Source organism: Pseudoalteromonas phenolica (assembly GCF_005886345.1).
GTDB lineage: Bacteria > Pseudomonadota > Gammaproteobacteria > Enterobacterales > Alteromonadaceae > Pseudoalteromonas > Pseudoalteromonas phenolica_A.
In genome coordinates, this window is record NZ_PNEC01000017.1 from 1 (window position 1) to 18,106 (window position 18,106).

Annotated in this window: 18 protein-coding genes and 2 pseudogenes; 10 read left to right on the forward strand and 10 right to left on the reverse strand. The window is 38.7% G+C overall.

Going from position 1 to position 18,106, the window contains the following annotated elements; all coding sequences use genetic code 11:
- On the forward strand, positions 1 to 242 hold a 242-nt coding region (locus tag CWB72_RS08950), incomplete at its 5' end, for a helix-turn-helix domain-containing protein (RefSeq protein ID WP_138630734.1).
- A 156-nt stretch (positions 243 to 398) separates the two neighbouring features.
- Here CWB72_RS08950 and CWB72_RS08955 read toward each other — a convergent pair.
- Complete coding sequence (locus CWB72_RS08955; RefSeq protein WP_138630736.1) at positions 399 to 1,151, reverse strand: ETX/MTX2 family pore-forming toxin; 753 nt, start codon at positions 1,149 to 1,151, stop codon at positions 399 to 401.
- Between the two features lie 406 nt (positions 1,152 to 1,557).
- Here CWB72_RS08955 and CWB72_RS08960 point away from each other — a divergent pair, with 406 nt between their 5' ends.
- The 3 genes from CWB72_RS08960 (at position 1,558) to CWB72_RS08970 (ending at position 3,094) form a co-directional block, all read left to right on the forward strand.
- The gene (locus CWB72_RS08960; protein ID WP_138630738.1) at positions 1,558 to 2,037 is read left to right on the forward strand and encodes a hypothetical protein; all 480 of its coding nucleotides are present in this window, start codon (positions 1,558 to 1,560) and stop codon (positions 2,035 to 2,037) included.
- Positions 2,038 to 2,063: 26 nt separating this feature from the next.
- The gene (locus tag CWB72_RS08965; RefSeq protein ID WP_138630740.1) at positions 2,064 to 2,432 is read left to right on the forward strand and encodes a hypothetical protein; all 369 of its coding nucleotides are present in this window, start codon (positions 2,064 to 2,066) and stop codon (positions 2,430 to 2,432) included.
- 335 nt (positions 2,433 to 2,767) lie between these two features.
- Complete coding sequence (locus CWB72_RS08970) at positions 2,768 to 3,094, forward strand: hypothetical protein (protein ID WP_138630742.1); 327 nt, start codon at positions 2,768 to 2,770, stop codon at positions 3,092 to 3,094.
- A gap of 269 nt (positions 3,095 to 3,363) precedes the next feature.
- On the opposite strand, the gene CWB72_RS08975 is transcribed toward CWB72_RS08970, so the two are convergent.
- From CWB72_RS08975 to CWB72_RS09010, 8 genes are all read right to left on the reverse strand, one after another.
- Positions 3,364 to 5,211: a S41 family peptidase gene (locus CWB72_RS08975; protein WP_138630744.1), complete on the reverse strand. Its 1,848-nt coding sequence runs from the start codon at positions 5,209 to 5,211 to the stop codon at positions 3,364 to 3,366.
- Positions 5,212 to 5,395: 184 nt separating this feature from the next.
- On the reverse strand, positions 5,396 to 5,788 hold the full coding sequence (locus CWB72_RS08980; RefSeq protein ID WP_138630746.1) for a hypothetical protein: 393 nt from the start codon (positions 5,786 to 5,788) through the stop codon (positions 5,396 to 5,398).
- A gap of 186 nt (positions 5,789 to 5,974) precedes the next feature.
- Entirely contained in the window at positions 5,975 to 7,603 is a 1,629-nt protein-coding gene (locus tag CWB72_RS08985; protein WP_138630748.1) for a methyl-accepting chemotaxis protein, read from the reverse strand.
- A 214-nt stretch (positions 7,604 to 7,817) separates the two neighbouring features.
- On the reverse strand, positions 7,818 to 8,330 hold the full coding sequence (locus tag CWB72_RS08990; RefSeq protein ID WP_138630750.1) for a flavodoxin family protein: 513 nt from the start codon (positions 8,328 to 8,330) through the stop codon (positions 7,818 to 7,820).
- A 418-nt stretch (positions 8,331 to 8,748) separates the two neighbouring features.
- A complete protein-coding gene (locus CWB72_RS08995) occupies positions 8,749 to 9,126 on the reverse strand; it encodes a VOC family protein (RefSeq protein ID WP_138567872.1) in 378 nt (125 codons plus the stop codon).
- Positions 9,127 to 9,324: 198 nt separating this feature from the next.
- A complete protein-coding gene (locus CWB72_RS09000; protein WP_138567871.1) occupies positions 9,325 to 10,653 on the reverse strand; it encodes an ABC1 kinase family protein in 1,329 nt (442 codons plus the stop codon).
- An 82-nt stretch (positions 10,654 to 10,735) separates the two neighbouring features.
- A complete protein-coding gene (locus CWB72_RS09005) occupies positions 10,736 to 11,257 on the reverse strand; it encodes a methylated-DNA--[protein]-cysteine S-methyltransferase (protein WP_130256832.1) in 522 nt (173 codons plus the stop codon).
- Complete coding sequence (locus CWB72_RS09010; protein ID WP_138630752.1) at positions 11,257 to 12,645, reverse strand: DNA-3-methyladenine glycosylase 2 family protein; 1,389 nt, start codon at positions 12,643 to 12,645, stop codon at positions 11,257 to 11,259. Before CWB72_RS09010 ends, CWB72_RS09005 begins: the two co-directional genes overlap by 1 nt.
- A gap of 189 nt (positions 12,646 to 12,834) precedes the next feature.
- Between CWB72_RS09010 and CWB72_RS09015 the strand changes: the two genes are divergently transcribed.
- From CWB72_RS09015 to CWB72_RS21015, 6 genes and pseudogenes are all read left to right on the forward strand, one after another.
- Positions 12,835 to 13,656, forward strand: coding sequence for a hypothetical protein (locus CWB72_RS09015; protein ID WP_252371518.1), 822 nt, complete (start codon positions 12,835 to 12,837; stop codon positions 13,654 to 13,656).
- Between the two features lie 40 nt (positions 13,657 to 13,696).
- Complete coding sequence (locus tag CWB72_RS09020; protein WP_138630754.1) at positions 13,697 to 14,071, forward strand: DUF4440 domain-containing protein; 375 nt, start codon at positions 13,697 to 13,699, stop codon at positions 14,069 to 14,071.
- Positions 14,068 to 14,484, forward strand: a complete 417-nt coding sequence (locus CWB72_RS09025; RefSeq protein ID WP_138630756.1) for a cupin domain-containing protein — start codon at positions 14,068 to 14,070, stop codon at positions 14,482 to 14,484. Before CWB72_RS09020 ends, CWB72_RS09025 begins: the two co-directional genes overlap by 4 nt.
- Before the next feature lie 78 nt (positions 14,485 to 14,562).
- Positions 14,563 to 14,697: pseudogene (locus CWB72_RS21205) on the forward strand (DUF7661 family protein); the annotation flags it as partial.
- A gap of 123 nt (positions 14,698 to 14,820) precedes the next feature.
- Positions 14,821 to 15,682 (forward strand): annotated as a pseudogene (locus tag CWB72_RS21010) (AMP-binding protein).
- Positions 15,661 to 16,719: an AMP-binding protein gene (locus tag CWB72_RS21015; RefSeq protein ID WP_289508443.1), complete on the forward strand. Its 1,059-nt coding sequence runs from the start codon at positions 15,661 to 15,663 to the stop codon at positions 16,717 to 16,719. Before CWB72_RS21010 ends, CWB72_RS21015 begins: the two are co-directional and overlap by 22 nt.
- A 518-nt stretch (positions 16,720 to 17,237) precedes the next feature.
- Here the strand turns inward: CWB72_RS21015 and CWB72_RS09035 are convergent.
- The gene (locus tag CWB72_RS09035; protein ID WP_138630758.1) at positions 17,238 to 17,978 is read right to left on the reverse strand and encodes a substrate-binding periplasmic protein; all 741 of its coding nucleotides are present in this window, start codon (positions 17,976 to 17,978) and stop codon (positions 17,238 to 17,240) included.
- Positions 17,979 to 18,106: the final 128 nt, after the last annotated feature.

Genomic DNA, 18,106 nt, shown 5'->3' on the forward strand with positions numbered 1-18,106 from the left:
TTGAACGCCACCAAGCGATGCTCGAAGATGACGTTGACATAACGCTTAGCGAAGTGCCTAAAAAGCAAAAGCAAATAAACATACAGCCAATCAGTTTTTATAAGGATAAATACCATGATGATGATAAGTTAGCCATGGCAAATGCTTATTTAGATGGTCGTTATACAATGGCTGAAATAGCAGCCGAGTTTGGGGTGCATTATTCGACGGTGAGTAGAGCTGTTGCAAAATGCAAGACCTGACCCTGTTTGTTTGTCATCATTAAATGTGTACATTAGTGTAATATAACGTGAATTCAATTTTTGATGAGTTTTAATTGAGCAGATTTGAGCATATAAATGAAATTGAATAAGGGTCAAAATAACTGACCCTTTTCATCACAAGATGGATTCACAACTTTATAATGGCTCAGCTTCACCAATTTCTGTTTGTACATTAAATGCAGCAGTGTCTTTAACTGTTCCACTTAATATGCCTGAGGTTTTTGGGAGTACTTGCTCAACATCAGCAAACCAAAAATAGTGGTCACTTACACGGTCTGGAAAATTCGCACCAAACATACCACTGACTTGGATCGGAGCAGTGAAATTCATAGTTTGAGTCTTCATTGTGCCGACCATAGAGACTTTAATCTTTGATTTAGGTGGCACTTTAACCGTCGCGCTAGCGGAGCTTGTTCTTGTTCTGGATTGAGTATTTGATTCCCCAGCAGTTACGGAAGTGCTGAAAGTCGAACCTGATTTAAATATTCCTTCTAAAGAAACTTCAGCGCTGAAAGACATACCAGATGTTACAGAGCTTGTTGTTGTTTGCGATTCTTGCCAATCGCCTGATATAGTAAGAGATATGTTTTGTTCTTGATCACTGTTGTTGACAGCATAGTTAGAACCAAGTACGACCAGTATATCTCCTGTTGTTTCTCCCTGTTTGTAATCAATTTCACCAAGTGTTTTATAGGCAGGATGACTATATTGCTCAGTTATAGCTGGGGTTACAGCGTTAAAATATGTTTCACTATTCACAGATATTCCATCAGGTGTGACTTCTTTTGTGTTTTTTGAAAATGAATGTTTAAACCAGTCTCTGACCGCATTGGGACTGGAATCAAGAGCAACGAGATCTGAGAATTGAAGTGTTTGTTGGATTGGCATAATAATTCCTTTAATAAGTTGATAAATCACATAGCATAAAACGGTTGCAGAGGTTCATAACATTCTGCTTATCCAATGCATTTAGCAGCGTATAATACGCAACGACTTAGCGCTATTACATGGCATTACAGCTCAGTAAAGTAAAAGTTATGTAATGAAAGTATGGCGATGAAAGTTTAAATAATCTGAGCCATTGGTTAATAGACGTACTATCCAGAGTCTAAGTAAACAGATTCAGAATCTTGCATAATTACGTAAAGTCGAAGATATAATTTATTTTTATATGCTAATTAAAAGTTAACTTTATAGATAGGGTTATTTGATGGTGAGTTGTCATTAATAAGTTAATTTAGGCACAATTTTCTAGTATTATAGTTTATAAATATAAACAATATATGAGCATGCCATGATGAAGTTTTTTTTAATTATACTTATTTCTTTTATAACTGCTTGTAGCAGCGTCTATCAGTCTAAATTTGATGAGCAAATACCAGCCTCATCTTATGTTGGCAGAGGTACTAACTCAGGTCCAATGCTCATTGGTGCATTGGGCGCGACTGGACTTGCTGTGGGTATTGCCATTGACCAAGGTATTGCAAAAGACTTTGATGCCAGTATTAAATCACACCAACCAAGTTTCCACATTCGTATTCAAGACAGTCTAAATACATTATTTTTAGGGAAACCCTTTTCGATAGAAAAAATTAGTTTCACTGGCGTGAGGGGGAATGATGATTTAGTGGATGCTAACGTTACTTTTACTTCTGAAGACGATGAAATTGAGCATCAATTTGAACTAAGAAACATCGACTTTAATAAACTCAAAACAACACCAATATTTTGGCAAGAACTTGAGCTCTCTATTCTTGAAAAGATAAAAAAATAAAATGGTACAGAAAAATAAGGAATTATATGAACAAAAAAATATTATTTTTCTTAGTCACCACTGGTGTTCCGTTTTCATCTGTAGCTGGGTCATTAGTGTGTGAGAATACAAAGGTTACTAAAGTTGCTTATCATGCAAACAATAAATTAATGGTACAACTAGAAAATATGAATAGACCTGTCTTCTTTTGTAATCCAGAAACCCAATGGTCTGTGTCCGGTACCAATTATGTTATGGGTCCAGAAACGTGTAAAACAGTGTTTTCAATGTTTCTGACAGCAAAGGCCACTGGTGCAACAATTACTCGTGTTCATTTTGATGGTGAGCATGTGCCAGCAAAATGTGACCAATGGGGTGCTTGGAATTCAGCGGTAATACGATATGTTAATTTTTAAAAAAAACTAATGTTTTAATATAAAGTTTGAAAAATAAAAAATAGTAACAGTTTTATAGAAATAATGTGCTCAGTTCTTGTTTTGAGCAAATCTAAAAAGTCTAATTTTTACATTGTTCAGCCCTATATGATTTAATTATTAAGGCTTCATTTAATCTTTATAATTAGTAGGAATTTATTTTTATTGTTACTTTTTTAAGTTTTTCATCTTTCGCTAATTAGCCCATAGTTGAATCAATAGTACTTAACTAATTATAATGGAGTTTTTGGATGAGAATTAATTATGAATTTAAGACTTTAAATACTTATTTTTAATTTAATTATTTTGGTTTTTCAATGAAATATTTGTTTTTATTAATTCTTATATTTTCTATTAGTGTTTTTGCAACAGAGTCAAGCCCTTGGTCAAACATCAAGGTAATCCAATCTTATCCTGATTATGGTGGTGGAGATGTTATTCTAACATTAGATAGCTCTTCTTCAATCTGTAAAGGGTTTTGGCTTAAAAAAGATTCACCAGGTCAAGAAACAACATTTAGTATGCTTCTTTCAGCTTATCATTCAAAAACTAAAATAAAAGTATGGGGGCATACTGATGACAGCTCTAAGTGGCCTGGCTCGGTAAAGCATTTTTGTCGTATCTATACAGTTGCCTATTTGTAAAGAGTGACAAAAAGCTTAATTAAAGGCTATACAAATGTCCAAGCTGTGAGAGAAGAAAACTTAAGAAAGTTACGTCGTACTCAACAGGCTAGAGACGAAATTCAAACAGCCTCAGAGTATAAAGTCATTAGTGGCTAATATCTAAATAATAGAAATACACTTACTTGATCCATCAAGTATTTAAGCTAATTGACAACCTAGTGTAGGTTTTCGATTAGCCTATCTTTTCATTAAATGCCGTATTCTGTTCTTGTCAACTGCCTTTTTAACTATTCAACTCTCTGTTTTAAATAATCTATAGCAGCGGCTAACTGATTATCTACTTGCCTTCGAATACTCTCTTTTGTTCTAGGTAGTAAAATATCAGGTTCTATACCAGCATTGATAAGTGGATCGCCATTCCAACGGTTGGCGCGCATATTGGTGTAAATAAATGTGACACCTTGAGAAGAAGTATTGTTTAAGCCACCAAACAAATCTAGTTGAACTATGTTGCCATTTATTCCGGAGGTTGGTTCACCCATTATAGTGAGTCCGCCACTTCTGGCAAAAATTAAACTATGCTCGTTCTGACTTTGGCTATCTCTCGATGATAGAACAATCACTGGCATGTTTAATGAGCCTGATGCTGGGTTAATTGTTTGCGAGACTTGCTGTATTTGAATATCTGTTTGGTTTGGTGCGCCTTGCCAATAATACGCCAAGGTATCGTTAATGGCTGGGCGTTTTATAAACCAGCTCAGTACCGTTTGCCAACCTTGCCAATCTTCGGGGTAGCGCCTTAAATCTAAGATTACGCCTTTGGCATTTTTTAATTGTTCTTTTATATCCCTAGTTTCTGCACTCTTAACTTTATAAACGTTGACACGATAAAGTCCGTCAGAGAGAGCTTCAAGCGCCTCATCACGTCTTGGTACGTAACGCAAGCCATAGAAGTTGGTTAATTCCGATAGTAATTTAGGAGTTACTTGAATATTAATGATCTGATTATCAGGCTTTTTTACTTGATAACTAATAGGATCTGCAGATGACTTAAAAACATCGCTAAGAGCTGGAACGGTTTTACGGTGTAAATCATTTTTTAATGATGTATCAGATTTACTTTCTAGGTATGTCTGAATTTTTTGGCCATTAATCGCAAGGATCTCGTCACCAATCTCGACTCCAGTTTGTTGATTTTCTTCAACTCGAACAACAATGGCTTGGTCTTCAACAAGCTCATACAAAAAAGGAATATATCGATTTCGCACATATTGTTCAGGTAAGGGCAAAGCAATATTTATATGGTTATCTTTTAATTTTGTGAATTCAGAGTAAATTCGTGCTCTGCGCTTTAAAAAATCATCTTCAGTACATGCACTGAGTAAATTAGGTAAACTACTTTGCCAATCAACTGAGACTTGTGAAAAGTAGGGCCAAAAGTGCTGTATTGAAGCCCACATACTCGATACTGATGCCATACAAACTTCATTTTCCATAAAGTTTTGGGTTAGTTGCCACCTTCCCAATGTTCGATAAGCTTGCCCAGTTAACTCGTTATTACTAGGAAGGTATAAAGGCAAATATACTGATGTTTGATGGTAATCTAGCTCTGTAAAAAGGTGATTACTGACATAGCTTTCAGTTTGTAAAGCTCGATAACTACTCGTTATGAGTGCTCGACTATATACATCTTCATCAATAGGGCTATTTTGACGCCAAGTAGAAGCTTGATTTTGTTCGTCAATGTTCGGTAATTGATTTTGAATTGAAGTTAAATAAGGCGCAATTTGCCTTACCAACTCTATGCCTTTACTTGCCCTTTCGTTAACGGGAGTTTGGCTTAGCTCGATGATACTTTCTGCAATGAATAATGGCCAATCAGAGTTTTTACTTTCTTCTGAAGGGTAAAAGTACTGCACTGCATGCGCCAACTTCACAAATTCTTCAATATCTATTAAGAGCTGCTCATCATAATCTATGGTTGGCTTTTCAATCGGGTTTGAAGGCAGGGTATTAACTGGAGGCGGCTGAGAGGCATTTTCACTTAACGAGGGACTCTGACTTGTGTCATTATTGCTCCCTCCACACCCAGCAAGCCAGCACATCAGAAATACGACAACTATGTTTTTTTTCATATCGATATCCTTGTCTGTAAAAGGTACAAGTTAGACGCTTTTTAGACAGTTGTAAATCCGAATATGTATTTAGTAGTGAGTATCTAATGATGTGAAAGTGCAAGCGATATTCAAGATTAGTGAATGATGTGCCTTTGTTTATTGATAAAATGATCAAAACCAAAGGCAACTTTTTGTAATACTGCTAAACCTTAAAGAACTGTACAGATTGATAGCCACTGTTCGTAATATGAATTTCTACAGGCTCATTATTCAGTACACCTTGTTTAATATTTAATGTCAACGCCTGAACTTGTTCTAGCACTTGCTTTGGTACTTCACCGCCTTGGTAAACAGGAAACTTAATCACCCATATGCCGGTTTTTGTTTTTGTCAGCAGTAATACATCGCCAGTTCTTCCATCATAAACTTGTTGGTTTATAAGAAAGTCATGGACTTGTTTTGCTTTAGTGGTGTCAACGTGTGATGCATCATATACAAATACGGCATTATTGTGCTCGAATTGCTCAAAATTGTTATTTAACACGATGGCTGCGATCACAAACAAGATGGCTGCGATAAAAACGGCTTTATACATACTGACTCTTACTCAATTTATAGTGAATATGCATTGTAAATTGATTTTACTCATTGGCTATAGATTGGAGACAAAGTCGGCCTTTTTCGTGCTCAGTCACCTCAAAAGCTAGTAAAAATAGGTAAGATAAGAAAAGAAGTGGTCAAGGCGTAAAGTGTACGCCTTGGATGCTCGGGAATAGGTTTATTACACTTTGAATTTAGTGATATCGTCTTCAAGTTTATTTGCGATTGATTTAAGCCCTTGACTAGTTTGTGCATTTTCGGAAGCACTATCAGCTACAGCTTTGATGCTAGACGTTATCTGATTTATATTCTCTGACACCTCGTTTGCGACCGTGGTTTGCTCCTCAGTTGAGGTAGAAATAACCACATTTAAGTCGGCAATTTCTGTAATAGCTGAAGTGATTTTTTGGATTGATTCAGCGGAGCCTGCTGCTATTGAGACACTTTTTTCAGTTTGTTCAGCGGCTTCATCCATGCTGTTAACTGTGCGTTTTGATGCGTCTTGTAAAGAAACAATCATTGCACTGATTTGCTCGGTAGCTTTTTGTGTATTGTGAGCGAGTTGTCTTACTTCGTCTGCTACTACAGCAAAACCGCGGCCTGATTCTCCAGCACGTGCAGCTTCAATTGCGGCATTCAAAGCAAGTAAATTTGTTTGCTCAGCCACACTTTGGATGATTTGAACCACACTGTTAATTTCATTGGTTTTATCGCTCAAAAGATCAACATCTATTTTTGTTTGATTAAGCAGCTCATGAAGTTGATTAATGGCTTGAATGTTATTTTGCACGCTCTGCAGCCCTTGCTGAGCAACATCATCAGATTCATTGGCTTTTTGAGACGTACTCACTGCGGTATCTGCAACTCCTTTAATCGCTGCACTCATTTGAGTTATTGCAGTGGCTAGCATAGTAGTTTGCTGTTGTTGCTGATCGGTGCTGCTAGCTATTGATAAACTATTTTCAGATAAGCTTTCAGTTTGTGTCCTTAATGTACAGACAAGACTAAGTAACTCGGTGATCAGCTCTTTAAAATGGGCTAACATGGTATTAATACTAACGGCTGTTTGAGCAAATTCGTCTTCTCCATTGTCGTCTACGCGCAATGTTAAGTCGGTATTTCTGGCAATATTAGCCATAACACTATTAATATTATTAAGCGGTGTAATGATAGAACGATTGATTGCAGTAGCTAAAAAAATGACTACAGCTAGTAAAATAATACAGGCCAAAATCATTAACCTTTCTTCTCGTTTATAATCAGCAGCAGCTGTATCAGCAAACTTTTGTGATGTATTAAGTTGTAGGTCAATTAAGGCATTCAGGCTTGAACTGAAAGGATCAAATGTATCATAAAGTTCTTTTACAAAAGCTTGTGATGACGACGCTAATGCTTGGTCATACCTAAGCTTAGATTTGTAGTCTTCAACTCGTCGTTTGACGTCATCGAATAAGGCTTCGCTATTTCTAATCAGTCTCTGTTCTTCTGGTGTCAATTCGGTTTGCAAATAGTCAGACCAGTTTTTTGCTGCAATTTTTTCAGCTTCGTCTATTGAGCTTAGCAGTGCCGATTTTGACATTAGACCTGCATTATATTTGTGCAAGTTATCAACAATACTGACCGCATAATTATCAGAGACAACCTTAATTTGTTTTAATGGAACAACTCTGTCGTTATTGATACTTTGAATACCAGAAACTAAATGGCTGGTCAGTAATAGAGTAATGACGGCAAGTAATAAAAAAGCAGAGCAAGGCAGGGCAACTAACAAAAACAAGCGTGACTTAACACTGAGGTTCTTTAAAAACATCGTAACATCCTCGTATATATGTAAAGTCAGTATTATATATTTTTATTAAGATTATATGTCATAAAACTAATAAAATATGATTAATTTTTGGGAGGGAGAGTTAACGAGCAATAATAGTGAAAAGGTTTTCAAAGTAGCACTTTCTAATCTTATATCCATAAAGGCTGTCGCAAAGATTAGAAAGGTGTTTTAGTCAGTTTCTTAGAATCCCGATTTATTTTAATTTCTTTGTGAAGGACGCGATAGCTTCAGCAGGAAGCTTCAACTTTTCTTTGCAATTTATGTGAAATAATTCACGCATTTCAATCTCAAAATAATGAAATATTTTCTCAAAAAAACCTGCAAAAACAGGACAAACCTCTTTACTAGCTGAGGTCGTAAGCACAAATCCTTTTTTATTTTTTAGCCCCTTACCTATGTGCTTGATCTCAGAGTTTTCTGTCAATTCGGTGATGCGGTCAATTAGGCGCTTCATATTAGAGGTGACACTGTGCCAGTAAACCGGAGAAGAAAAGACGATATTGTCAGCCCATGCTAGGGCGTCAGCGATGTCGTAAAAGTCGTCTCGACTGTAAAAGTTTTGATAGTTGTAGTCGGCATAATTATGGGCGTCTAAATTAAAGTAGCGGGTATGGTTTTCATCTAACTGTGATCGCACAGCTTGAGTAAGTTGATAGGTGTTTCCTGCTTGATTAGCGCTAGAGAAAAGTATGAGGGTATTTGCCATTATTAGCTTCCTTTAGTTTGTAATTGCAAGCAGCTTAAAAGCTCAACTTAACTTTAGGTAAAGGTGTTTTTTAAATAATTTGTCAGCTTAGTACGAAGCTTAAGTTTCATCTAAAAAATAAATTTAATAGATGACAAGGTGTTCCTCATGGCTAAATTATTCGGAATATTTTTGCATTAGGGATAACGCAAGCTTTTAATTTTATGTAATTAAAGTTAGAAGAAAAATTATGGCGATGGTCAATTTAATTCAGTACAAGAGCACCCCCTGTTTATGACGAGGCTAGATTATAATGCCTTGGTTCCGAGTGTTTCGTGCAATTAGAGTCGAAACTGTAACGCTTATTGGCCATTTACTGCTGCCATCACATAGGTTTAGGGGCTAAGATTTCTTGTATAAGAAATACAGCGCATTCGCTCTAATCTGGGTTAACGCGCCAAGGTGGATTTAACCTATTTTCACCAGCCCAGTAGAGTTTAATTTTATTGTTAGACGGGTCAAGTAATATGGCTTCGCGCCATAAGTAACGTTCGTCTGTGGGGAGTTGCGCAAACTCGATGCCTTTGTCTTGCAGTGTAGTAACCCATTCATCTAGTTGTTCGTTTTCAAAATAAACGGTGGTGCCACTGTCAAAATCTTTGTCCTCCAAGGCAAGTGAAAAAGTCGCTTCGCCCTCAGGACACTTGAACCTTGTATAATGTGGGGTATCGACAATAAGCTTGAAGCCAAGAGTTTGGTAAAACTCTACAGCGATTGGCATATTTTTAACTGGTAATGTGACCTGATTTAAATTCATGGGGTATTCCTTCTTGTTTAGGTGATTACCCCATGCTACACGCAATCCTCAATAATACTCAATCGTTTTGAGGGACTAAAACTGACGCTAACTTCGTTGAAAACTTCTTATTTAGAGCAACTAAATAGCAAAATTTCGCCTTGTTACTGACAAATTTTCCTTGCCTTAAAATAGATCACTTAATTAAGAGGATTGGTATTATTTTTGATTCAGTTTTGCCTGTACTAAGAAAGATTTATACAACTGTTGTACATTTACTTTGGCATTGAGCTTTGCGGCGATAAGATAAAGTCCTGCAAGTTTACGATGAATAAATAGTGCGTCGATGGGTGGAGAGTGCCATTTGGATTTATCGGTGCTCATTTCAAGCCCTTTATCACGAATTTGTTTGGCAAGAGGACTCGCAGCAAAGTCATAGGCTATGTTTTGTCTGAGTGGCTCGCAAGCCAGCATAAAAATATCTATGACTTTATGTTTATATTCCAAGTCGATCTCTGAATCGAAGTAACCAATTTGTTCTGCGGCTGAAGCAACTAAATTACGGTTTTCAGATAGGGCACCCGAAAAGAGCGCAAAATAACCATTACAGACGACCTGCGTAAGCACTCGAGTTGCGCCAAAGTCGAGTAATACTATTTTGCAGGTATCGGGCTGATAAAGATAATTGCCAAAGTTAGGATCTGTTTGCACAGTATTAAATTTTAAGAGCTCAAAGAAGAATAAATAGATTAAGTTGCTAGCAAGGGCGTCACGTTGGGCTTGCGGCAAAGACACACAGGCTTCTAAGTCAATGCCTTCAACAAATTCCATACTGAGAATTTGCTCAGTGGTTAAATCGTTAATCACCTTGGGTATCTTAAATTGCTCGAAGCTTGCAAGATTCTCTTGATAGTGCTGTAAGTGACAAGCTTCGAGTTGATAATCAGATTCGTCTAAAAGTTGTTGTTTTGCCTCGGCAATAAGTGGTGCTATGTCGATATGCTTGGGTAATAAGCCACTCATTTTTAGAAGGCTTGCAAGATTATCGACATCGCTTTTTATGCTTTTTGCGATCCCCGGGTATTGAATCTTTACCGCCAACTTTTGGCCGTTTTCGAGTGTCGCCTTGTGTACTTGGCCAATTGAAGCAGCAGCAAATGGCTTAAGCTCAATGTGTGAAAATTTGTTGAGCCAGTTATCTCCCCAGTGTGATTTAAGAACACCGACTAGCTGTTTATGGGGCATAGCATGACCTTCAGATCTTAGCCTTGCCAATAATTTACTTAATTCAGGAGGCAAAACCTCACCCGAGTCCATAGATAAAAGCTGCCCCAACTTCATGGCTGCACCTCTAAGTTGAGCGAGCTGCTCAGCTAAGTTTTCAATATTTTTGGGAGATAAAATTAACGACTGTTTATCGAGTTTTTCACCTTTGGCGACTGACCTTGCGCTGTCTATTAATACATTGCCTGCCACTTTCGAAGCGAGTAAACCGAATTTACTGAGTCGAGAAAAACGAGAAGTTGGAACTGATTTACTTTTATCCATAGAAATAACTAAGTGCTTCAAAATGCTAAACTTCTGTAACTACGATAGTTAGATAGTTTTAGATCGCTCTTTCCCAGTGATATTAACGTAAAAATTGCGTCTTATCTTGTCGGGTATGAATGACTTCATCCAGTGCAAGTGGTTTGGCAAATCCTGGTACGCCTTCGTGTGCGAGCAGCCATTGTTTTCGTTCAACGCCACCTGCGTAACCCGTTAACGTGCCCGATGCGCCAATAACTCGATGACAGGGCACAATCAGAGTTATTGGGTTTCTGCCGTTAGCCCCACCGACGGCGCGCACGGCTTTAGGATTGTTAAGCTGCTCTGCGAGCTGAAAATAAGAGTGGGTGTGACCAAATGGAATTTCGCACAACGCTTGCCAGACTGATTTTTGAAACTCAGTGCCCACGGGATCAAGGGGGAGATCAAAGCTTTGGCGAGTACCAGTAAAGTATTCCTCAAGTTGTGCAATACACTGGGTGATAACTCTTGAAGGTACTGTGGGCTCTTTATGTTCGCCACAGAAAATGACCTGACATATCCCTTCGTCGGTTGCTTTTATTTCCATCCTGCCAAGCGGGCTTTCAAAGTAATCGCAATACATCATAGTTTGTCCCATAGTTGAAAAGTAAGGTAACTTCGCCAAGGAGCGGTTTTGTCAGAGTCAAAATCAGCGTGTGCTTTTAGTGCTTTAATCACTCCAAGATCGGTAGCGAGAAATATATCAGGGTCGCTTAAGCCGCGCATTTTGGCATAATTTGCTGTCCAAGGGCCGATCCCTTTGAGTGCCAGCCAATTATCTGGGTTTTGTGCTTCAATAGGTTTGTCTACTGCAAACTGAGCAAACCTCGCAATGGTTTGTTTGCGGCTTTCGGGCATTTTAAAAAATGCTAAGTCGCTTTGCACTATGGCTTCTGCTGTGGGGAAGTACAGCACACTCTCGCAATGCGTCTCTTGGTCATTGGCTTCTTTTTCGCCTAAGGTTTCAACCAGTTTAATCACTAAATTTTTAGCAGCAGTCACCGATATTTGCTGGCCTAAAATAGCGCGCATACCCGCTTCAAACACATCCCAAATACCGGGCAAGCGTAACCCAGAGCGGATCAGCGTATCTGTGCCAAGCGCGTCAGTTAAGTCTTGCTCTATTTGCTCGAGCTCTGCATCTAAATCGAGCACGCGGCGAATATTACTGACCACAGGTTTGAGAACACGGTTATCTTCAAGGCTAATCTCGACCAAGAATTGGTTCTTTTCAGCTTGATGGTGAGCGGTGAATTGTCCTTTAATACTTTGATAAATAAAGCTACGGCCATAAAAATTTTCGCCAATCCATTCAAGACCTGGAATGAGTCTGGCAGATAAAAAGCGCTGCATTTTTTGCCAATCAAACGGTGGGCGATACGACAGTTTCAAGGTTAGTTTTGCATTATTTTTACTTGTCTGTTTACGCATTTGAGTGGGGGTGAGTTTAAGCTGTTGTTTGAAACAGTCATTAAAGCGGCGAATACTGTCAAAGCCACTGGCGAGCGCAATCTCGGTAATGGGTAAACTGGTTTGGTGTAGTAATTTTTTGGCAAACAAGCACTGCTGATAAAGTGCATAAGCTTTTGGAGAAACACCTATTTGTTCGTTGAATAGTCTTCTTAAGTATCTGTCGCTGACACCCAATCGTGAAGCGAGTTCAACAATAGAGCCAGTCTGTAATGCCCCTTCATCAATTAAGCGAACTGCGCGATTTAATGTTGCGCCATTGCCTTGCCAAGCAGCCGAACTCGGTGCGCTGTCAGGGCGACACCGTAAACATGGACGATAGCCTGCCTCAGCGGCCTGTACAGCATTTTTAAAATACTCCACGTTTTCTTCTTTCGGCGGCGATGCAGGGCAAATGGTTCTACAATAGATCCCGGTGGTTTTAACCGCAATGAAGAACTTACCATCAAAGCGAGGATCCCTTGAAAAACGCGCTTTTTGACAAATTTCGAGACTGAGCATAGTTGCTCCAATTAAATATGCTTGCCGTCATTATATGTAGATAGCGCCAGACTACTAGCCAAAAACGGCACTGAATGTAAAACCCGCTTTTACAGGTCATCTAAAATAGTTTAGAAAGAGTATGTTTCAGGGTAACTGAAACTAATTGCTGCGAGGTAGCGTTTGAAACGTGTTTACTGTGTGTTGTGTATGATAATTGTTTTTTCTCAATACAGCTTTGCTGCTAGGTTAGGGCATACAAAAGTTGATTTCATTGGCTTGTCAGAACTCAATGAAGCGCAGCAAACTAAAGTGAAAAGCTGGATAAATCATGGCTTAGATGCAACTGAAAAAACGCTCGGGCCTTTAATCCAAAAAGCCGTACCAATATATTTGAAACCACAATATTTTGCTTTTGAACCAGTGCCTTGGGCCGAAGTCATTCGCGGTGAGTTAGATGGTGTAGAGCTTCAATTTAGTCGCTATTCGAGTCTCAAACAATTAAAAAACGACTGGACCTTGTATCACGAGTTAGCGCATTTATATCATCCACTTTTAGATTACAAAGATTTCTGGCTGACTGAAGGGCTTGCTACCTTACTGCAAAATCAAATTATGAAAGATAGTGGCATTATTACCTATGACAATATGATGATGCGACTCAAAGCAGGGCTTGAGCGGGGACAATCCAACACCTATCGGTTGTCACATCTTCAAGATGCGCGTTTAGCGAGTGTGAGTAGTAATATGTGGCAACTCAACGCTCAGCAGTGGGTGTATTGGAGTGGTGTGGCATTTTTTATAGAAGCGCAATATCAACTCAAACTGCAGCAAGCTCAATATCAAACCATTGCAGAGCTGATCAAAGCCTATCAGTCCTGTTGTAAAGCATCAGAGCAGCAATCTGGTCGTCAATTTTTAATGGAATTGGATAAGCTTTCAAAAACGGCTTTGTTTAGTAATTTATACTTAAAATATAAAAATCGGACAGACTTTCCCAAGTTGAAACAAAAACATTTAAATGCATTATGATAATCTTTGCTAGAGTTTGTAAGTTTAGCAGGGGAAATATATGGATATTCTGATCACACAGGAAGTTGCACTCCATCAATACGAAGTGAGACAAAACGTCAGTCAAGTTACGCGTCTTCTCCACCCTGAGTTTGTAGAGGTTGGGGCTTCAGGCAAACGTTATGATCTTCAGAGTATTTTAGAAATGCTGGCTTTTGAACCTCATGAAGCAGGTTGTGTGCATTCTCAAAACTTTCAATGTATTACAGTTGGGCATGATTCAAGGTTACTGACTTACGAAGCCGCTTGGGTATATGAGGGAGGAAAAGTCGATGCTTTTTCAAGGCGGGCTTCACTCTGGCAACAAACCGAGGTAGGCTGGCAATTAAGATATCATCAAGGAACGTATTGCGACGCATTTGAATTAATAAAATGAAAAATAGCTTCTTAGCTCTGTGCTTACTCCCTCTTTTTGCTTGTGTATCTACTGAGCAAACCAATCGTGAAATCAAGGTAGTTGAGGTTGTGAAATCCTCAAATAGCTGGAATGGCACTAAGCTACCACTTTACCCTCAAGGTCAGCCCGAAGTGACAGTATTACGTATTACTATTCCCAAAGGTGCGACTTTACCTATGCATCAACACCCAGTTATTAACGTAGGTGTGTTATTAAAAGGTGAGTTGACGGTAAAAACAAAAGAGGGTGAAACGTTACTGATGAAAGCGGGCGATCCTATTGTTGAAGTGGTCGATACGTGGCATTTGGGGACTAGTACTGGCATAGAGGATGCTGAGATCATGGTGTTTTATGCGGGCGTAAAAGATAAACCGTTAACTATTAAGCACTGAGGTATCACGTGCACTATTAATGTGTTTGGTAGCCTAATGTCAGTGCGAAGAGAGTTAGAGCAATGACGACTTTATAAAGAGTCGCAAACTGGCATACGTAGTCGAGTATACGATGTCGTTATTGCTGATTATTTGACAGCTTCAGAACTCAGAGGCTATCTTGATGATATTTATAATAAATATTCAAGAGAGCATTATCCAAAAGTTGAGTAACTCATCGTTTAATTAGGGTAAATCTACTAAAGTCTAGTGTCCTTTAACGTCAGCGTAAACTAGCGTGAGAGTGTAAAGACCATAAATTAACCAAGGTTATTTGGCGAAATTAAAGGCACTATTATGACAACAAGAAACTCATCCTATCAGTCTTACTATCAAGACTTTCAACAAGATCCAGAGGCATTTTGGCTTAAACAAGCACAAAAACTGAATTTGCACACACAGCCTACTCAAGGTGTCAGCCAATGCCATGAGCAACATGACCATTGGTTTGCAGATGGCGAGCTGAATACCTGTTATTTGGCACTCGATCATCATATTGAGCAGGGACGAGGCGAGCAGTTGGCACTTATTTGTGACTCACCAGTCACTGAGCAAAAACGAACATACACCTATAACCAAATTCATGAAGTGGTTAGCTTGTTTGCTGGTGGCTTAAAAAACTTAGGGGTAGAAGCGGGCGACCGCGTGGTTATTTACATGCCGATGATCCCCGAAGCGTCTATTGCTATGCTAGCCTGCGCCCGAATTGGCGCCGTTCACTCAGTGGTTTTCGGTGGCTTTGCCCCGCGTGAGCTCGCAATGCGCATTGATGATGCCAAACCTAGACTTGTGCTAACTGCATCTTGCGGCGTTGAGCCTAGCCGTATAATTGAATACAAGCCTATGCTCGATGAGGCGCTTGAGCTTGCCGAGCACAAAGTGGCTCATTGCGTGGTCTTCCAACGACCACAAGCCCAAGCGCAGTTACAAGTCAAGCGCGATTTAGATTGGCTAACCGTACTTGAAAAAGCACAACCGACAGATGCTGTACCACTTCCTGCAACTCACCCGCTTTATATTTTATACTTCTGGCACCACAGGCACTCCGAAAGGCGTTTTACGTGAACAGGGTGGTCATGCGGTGGCACTTAATTACAGCATGCAAACAGTGTATGGCATGCAGCCAGGACAAGTATTTTGGGCTGCTTCTCTGACATAGGCTGGGTCGTCGGCCACTCATATATTGTTTATGGGCCGTTAATTTACGGCTGCACCACGGTTTTATACGAAGGCAAGCCTGTATTTACACCAGATGCTGGCGCATTTTGGCGAGTGGTAGAAGAGTATAAAGTGAATACATTGTTTAGTGCGCCAACGGCTTTCAGAGCAATTAAAAAGCAAGATCCAGATGCCAAGCTATTGGCTAAATATGATGTGTCTAGTTTAGAAAGGTTGTTCTTAGCAGGCGAGCGACTAGACCCAGCAACCTATGAGTGGCTACAAGATAAAACAGGCCTCCCAGTGATTGATCACTGGTGGCAAACGGAAACAGGGTGGGCAATTGCTTGTAACCCAGTGGGTATTGAGCAACTACCCACCAATGCTGGAAGTGCTACGGTACCAACGCCAGGTTATCAAGTTCACATTCTTGATGTAGATGGCAGCCAATGTGAAGCGAATGAACAAGGCGTGGTTGCGGTGAAATTACCACTACCACCTGGGTGTCTTACCACAATTTGGGGCAATGCCGATCGTTTTAAGCAAAGTTATCTGTCTCAATACAAAGGCTATTATTTATCGGGTGATGGCGGCTACATCGACGAAGATGGCTACTTGTTTATCATGGGTCGAACCGATGACGTGATTAATGTGGCAGGCCACCGTTTATCAACCGGAGAAATGGAAGAAGTGGTCGCAGCACATCCAAGTGTGGCTGAGTGCGCGGTGTTTGCCAGTAAAGATAACCTGAAAGGGCAAGTACCCGTTGCTATGGTGGTAACAAAAGAAGGTTACGTCAAACAAGATGATGAAATTGCAGATGAGATCCGCGCATCTATTCGTGCTCAAATTGGTGCAATTGCCTGTTTGCAAACCATTCAAGTTGTAGAACGTTTACCTAAAACCCGTTCGGGGAAAATACTTCGTAAAAATTTACGTCAGTTAGTTGATGGTGAGCAAATTCAAGTCCCTTCAACAATTGAAGACCCTTCAGTGATTGAAGAAATCCAAGCTCAGTGGCAATCATTTTCAAGGTAGTGTAAACCTTAAGAACGCAGCATAAAATTTACATAAATTGAGAAACTAATTAGATGAAGTAGCAAGACCGTAACACTGTTTCTAAGAAGCAGTGTTACGATAAAATTAATGTATATCTCTACCTTTTGCTGCTTTCGGTCATACTTTTAAAGCCGTTTCTATTAAAGAGTAGCCTTCTTCCAACAATGCTTCTTAATTGATTCAAGTATACGTTTAAATTGTTCTAAATTTTGTTTTTAATGAATGAGTGTTTTGAACAGTTGATTGCATATTTGGGTTAGCTCATAATTTGATTAGTGCTGCTGACATCTCAAAAATCAATAGCTCCCTCTTTTTTGCTTGATTTAACAATACAATTAGACAATTAGACAATTAGACAACTTATGTATTCTGTAAAAAGTCATCAACTGATTTACATGAGTTTGATGCAAGCTTAATTGCTTCAGTAAAACATATCCAAATATTCTTAGCTTAAAAAGCAGTGTTATAGCAATCCTCCAAATGATTCAGATTTTAAACTACGAATCTGAAATATCACTACAAACTTTGTCCTTTTTGCTTTTATTCATTTGAAGTTTTGCTGTTCTCTTTAAAGATTGAATTAAATTTGGATCAGAAGACTTATTTGCTGCTAGATAAAGTTTTTTACTCAAAGCTTTAATAGTGAAACTTTCTAGCTTTAATTTATTAAAAAACTCTTCTTGAGTAAGGTTTTTAATAAATAGATCAGCTGCAAAAATTACATCTACTCGTCCTTTGGATAGCAGACCTAACCCTTGTTCATGGCTTGCTAGAATGACTAAGTTGTCATCGGTACTAAAGCCATGTTTCTTTAGGTATAACTCACTAGGCTGACCAGAGGCAACGGAAACAACATATTTTTTTGCGTCTTTTACAGAAGAAATAGAAATCTTGTTGTTATCTTTTTTCCAAAAAAAAGAAACATTTATATCGCATAAAGGCATAATCCATTTAAATATATCCTCACGCTCTTTTGTACGAGCCACAGAATAAAGCAATGCATTCTTTTCTTTTAATGCATTATGGTAAGAACGATACCAAGGTAAAACGTGAATTTTGTATGGAATATTAACTTCATCAAGAAGCCCCTTAACCAATGTGGTAGAAATTCCAGTGATATTTTTTGGAGATAATCTTACTTGGTAGGGTGGAAACTCTTCAGTATATACATTTAACATTTTAGCACTGATAGTAAATGAGAAACACAAAACAGTGATAAATATTATGATTGATTTCACGTTAATCTCTCCACTCAGTTTTTTTAATTTTAGTAAAGATTATTTAAATTGAAGGACAGAAATCAGGTTTTATAACTTCCTTTTTTGCATCTACTTAGATTGTGGTCAATACTTAATCAAAATAAAAA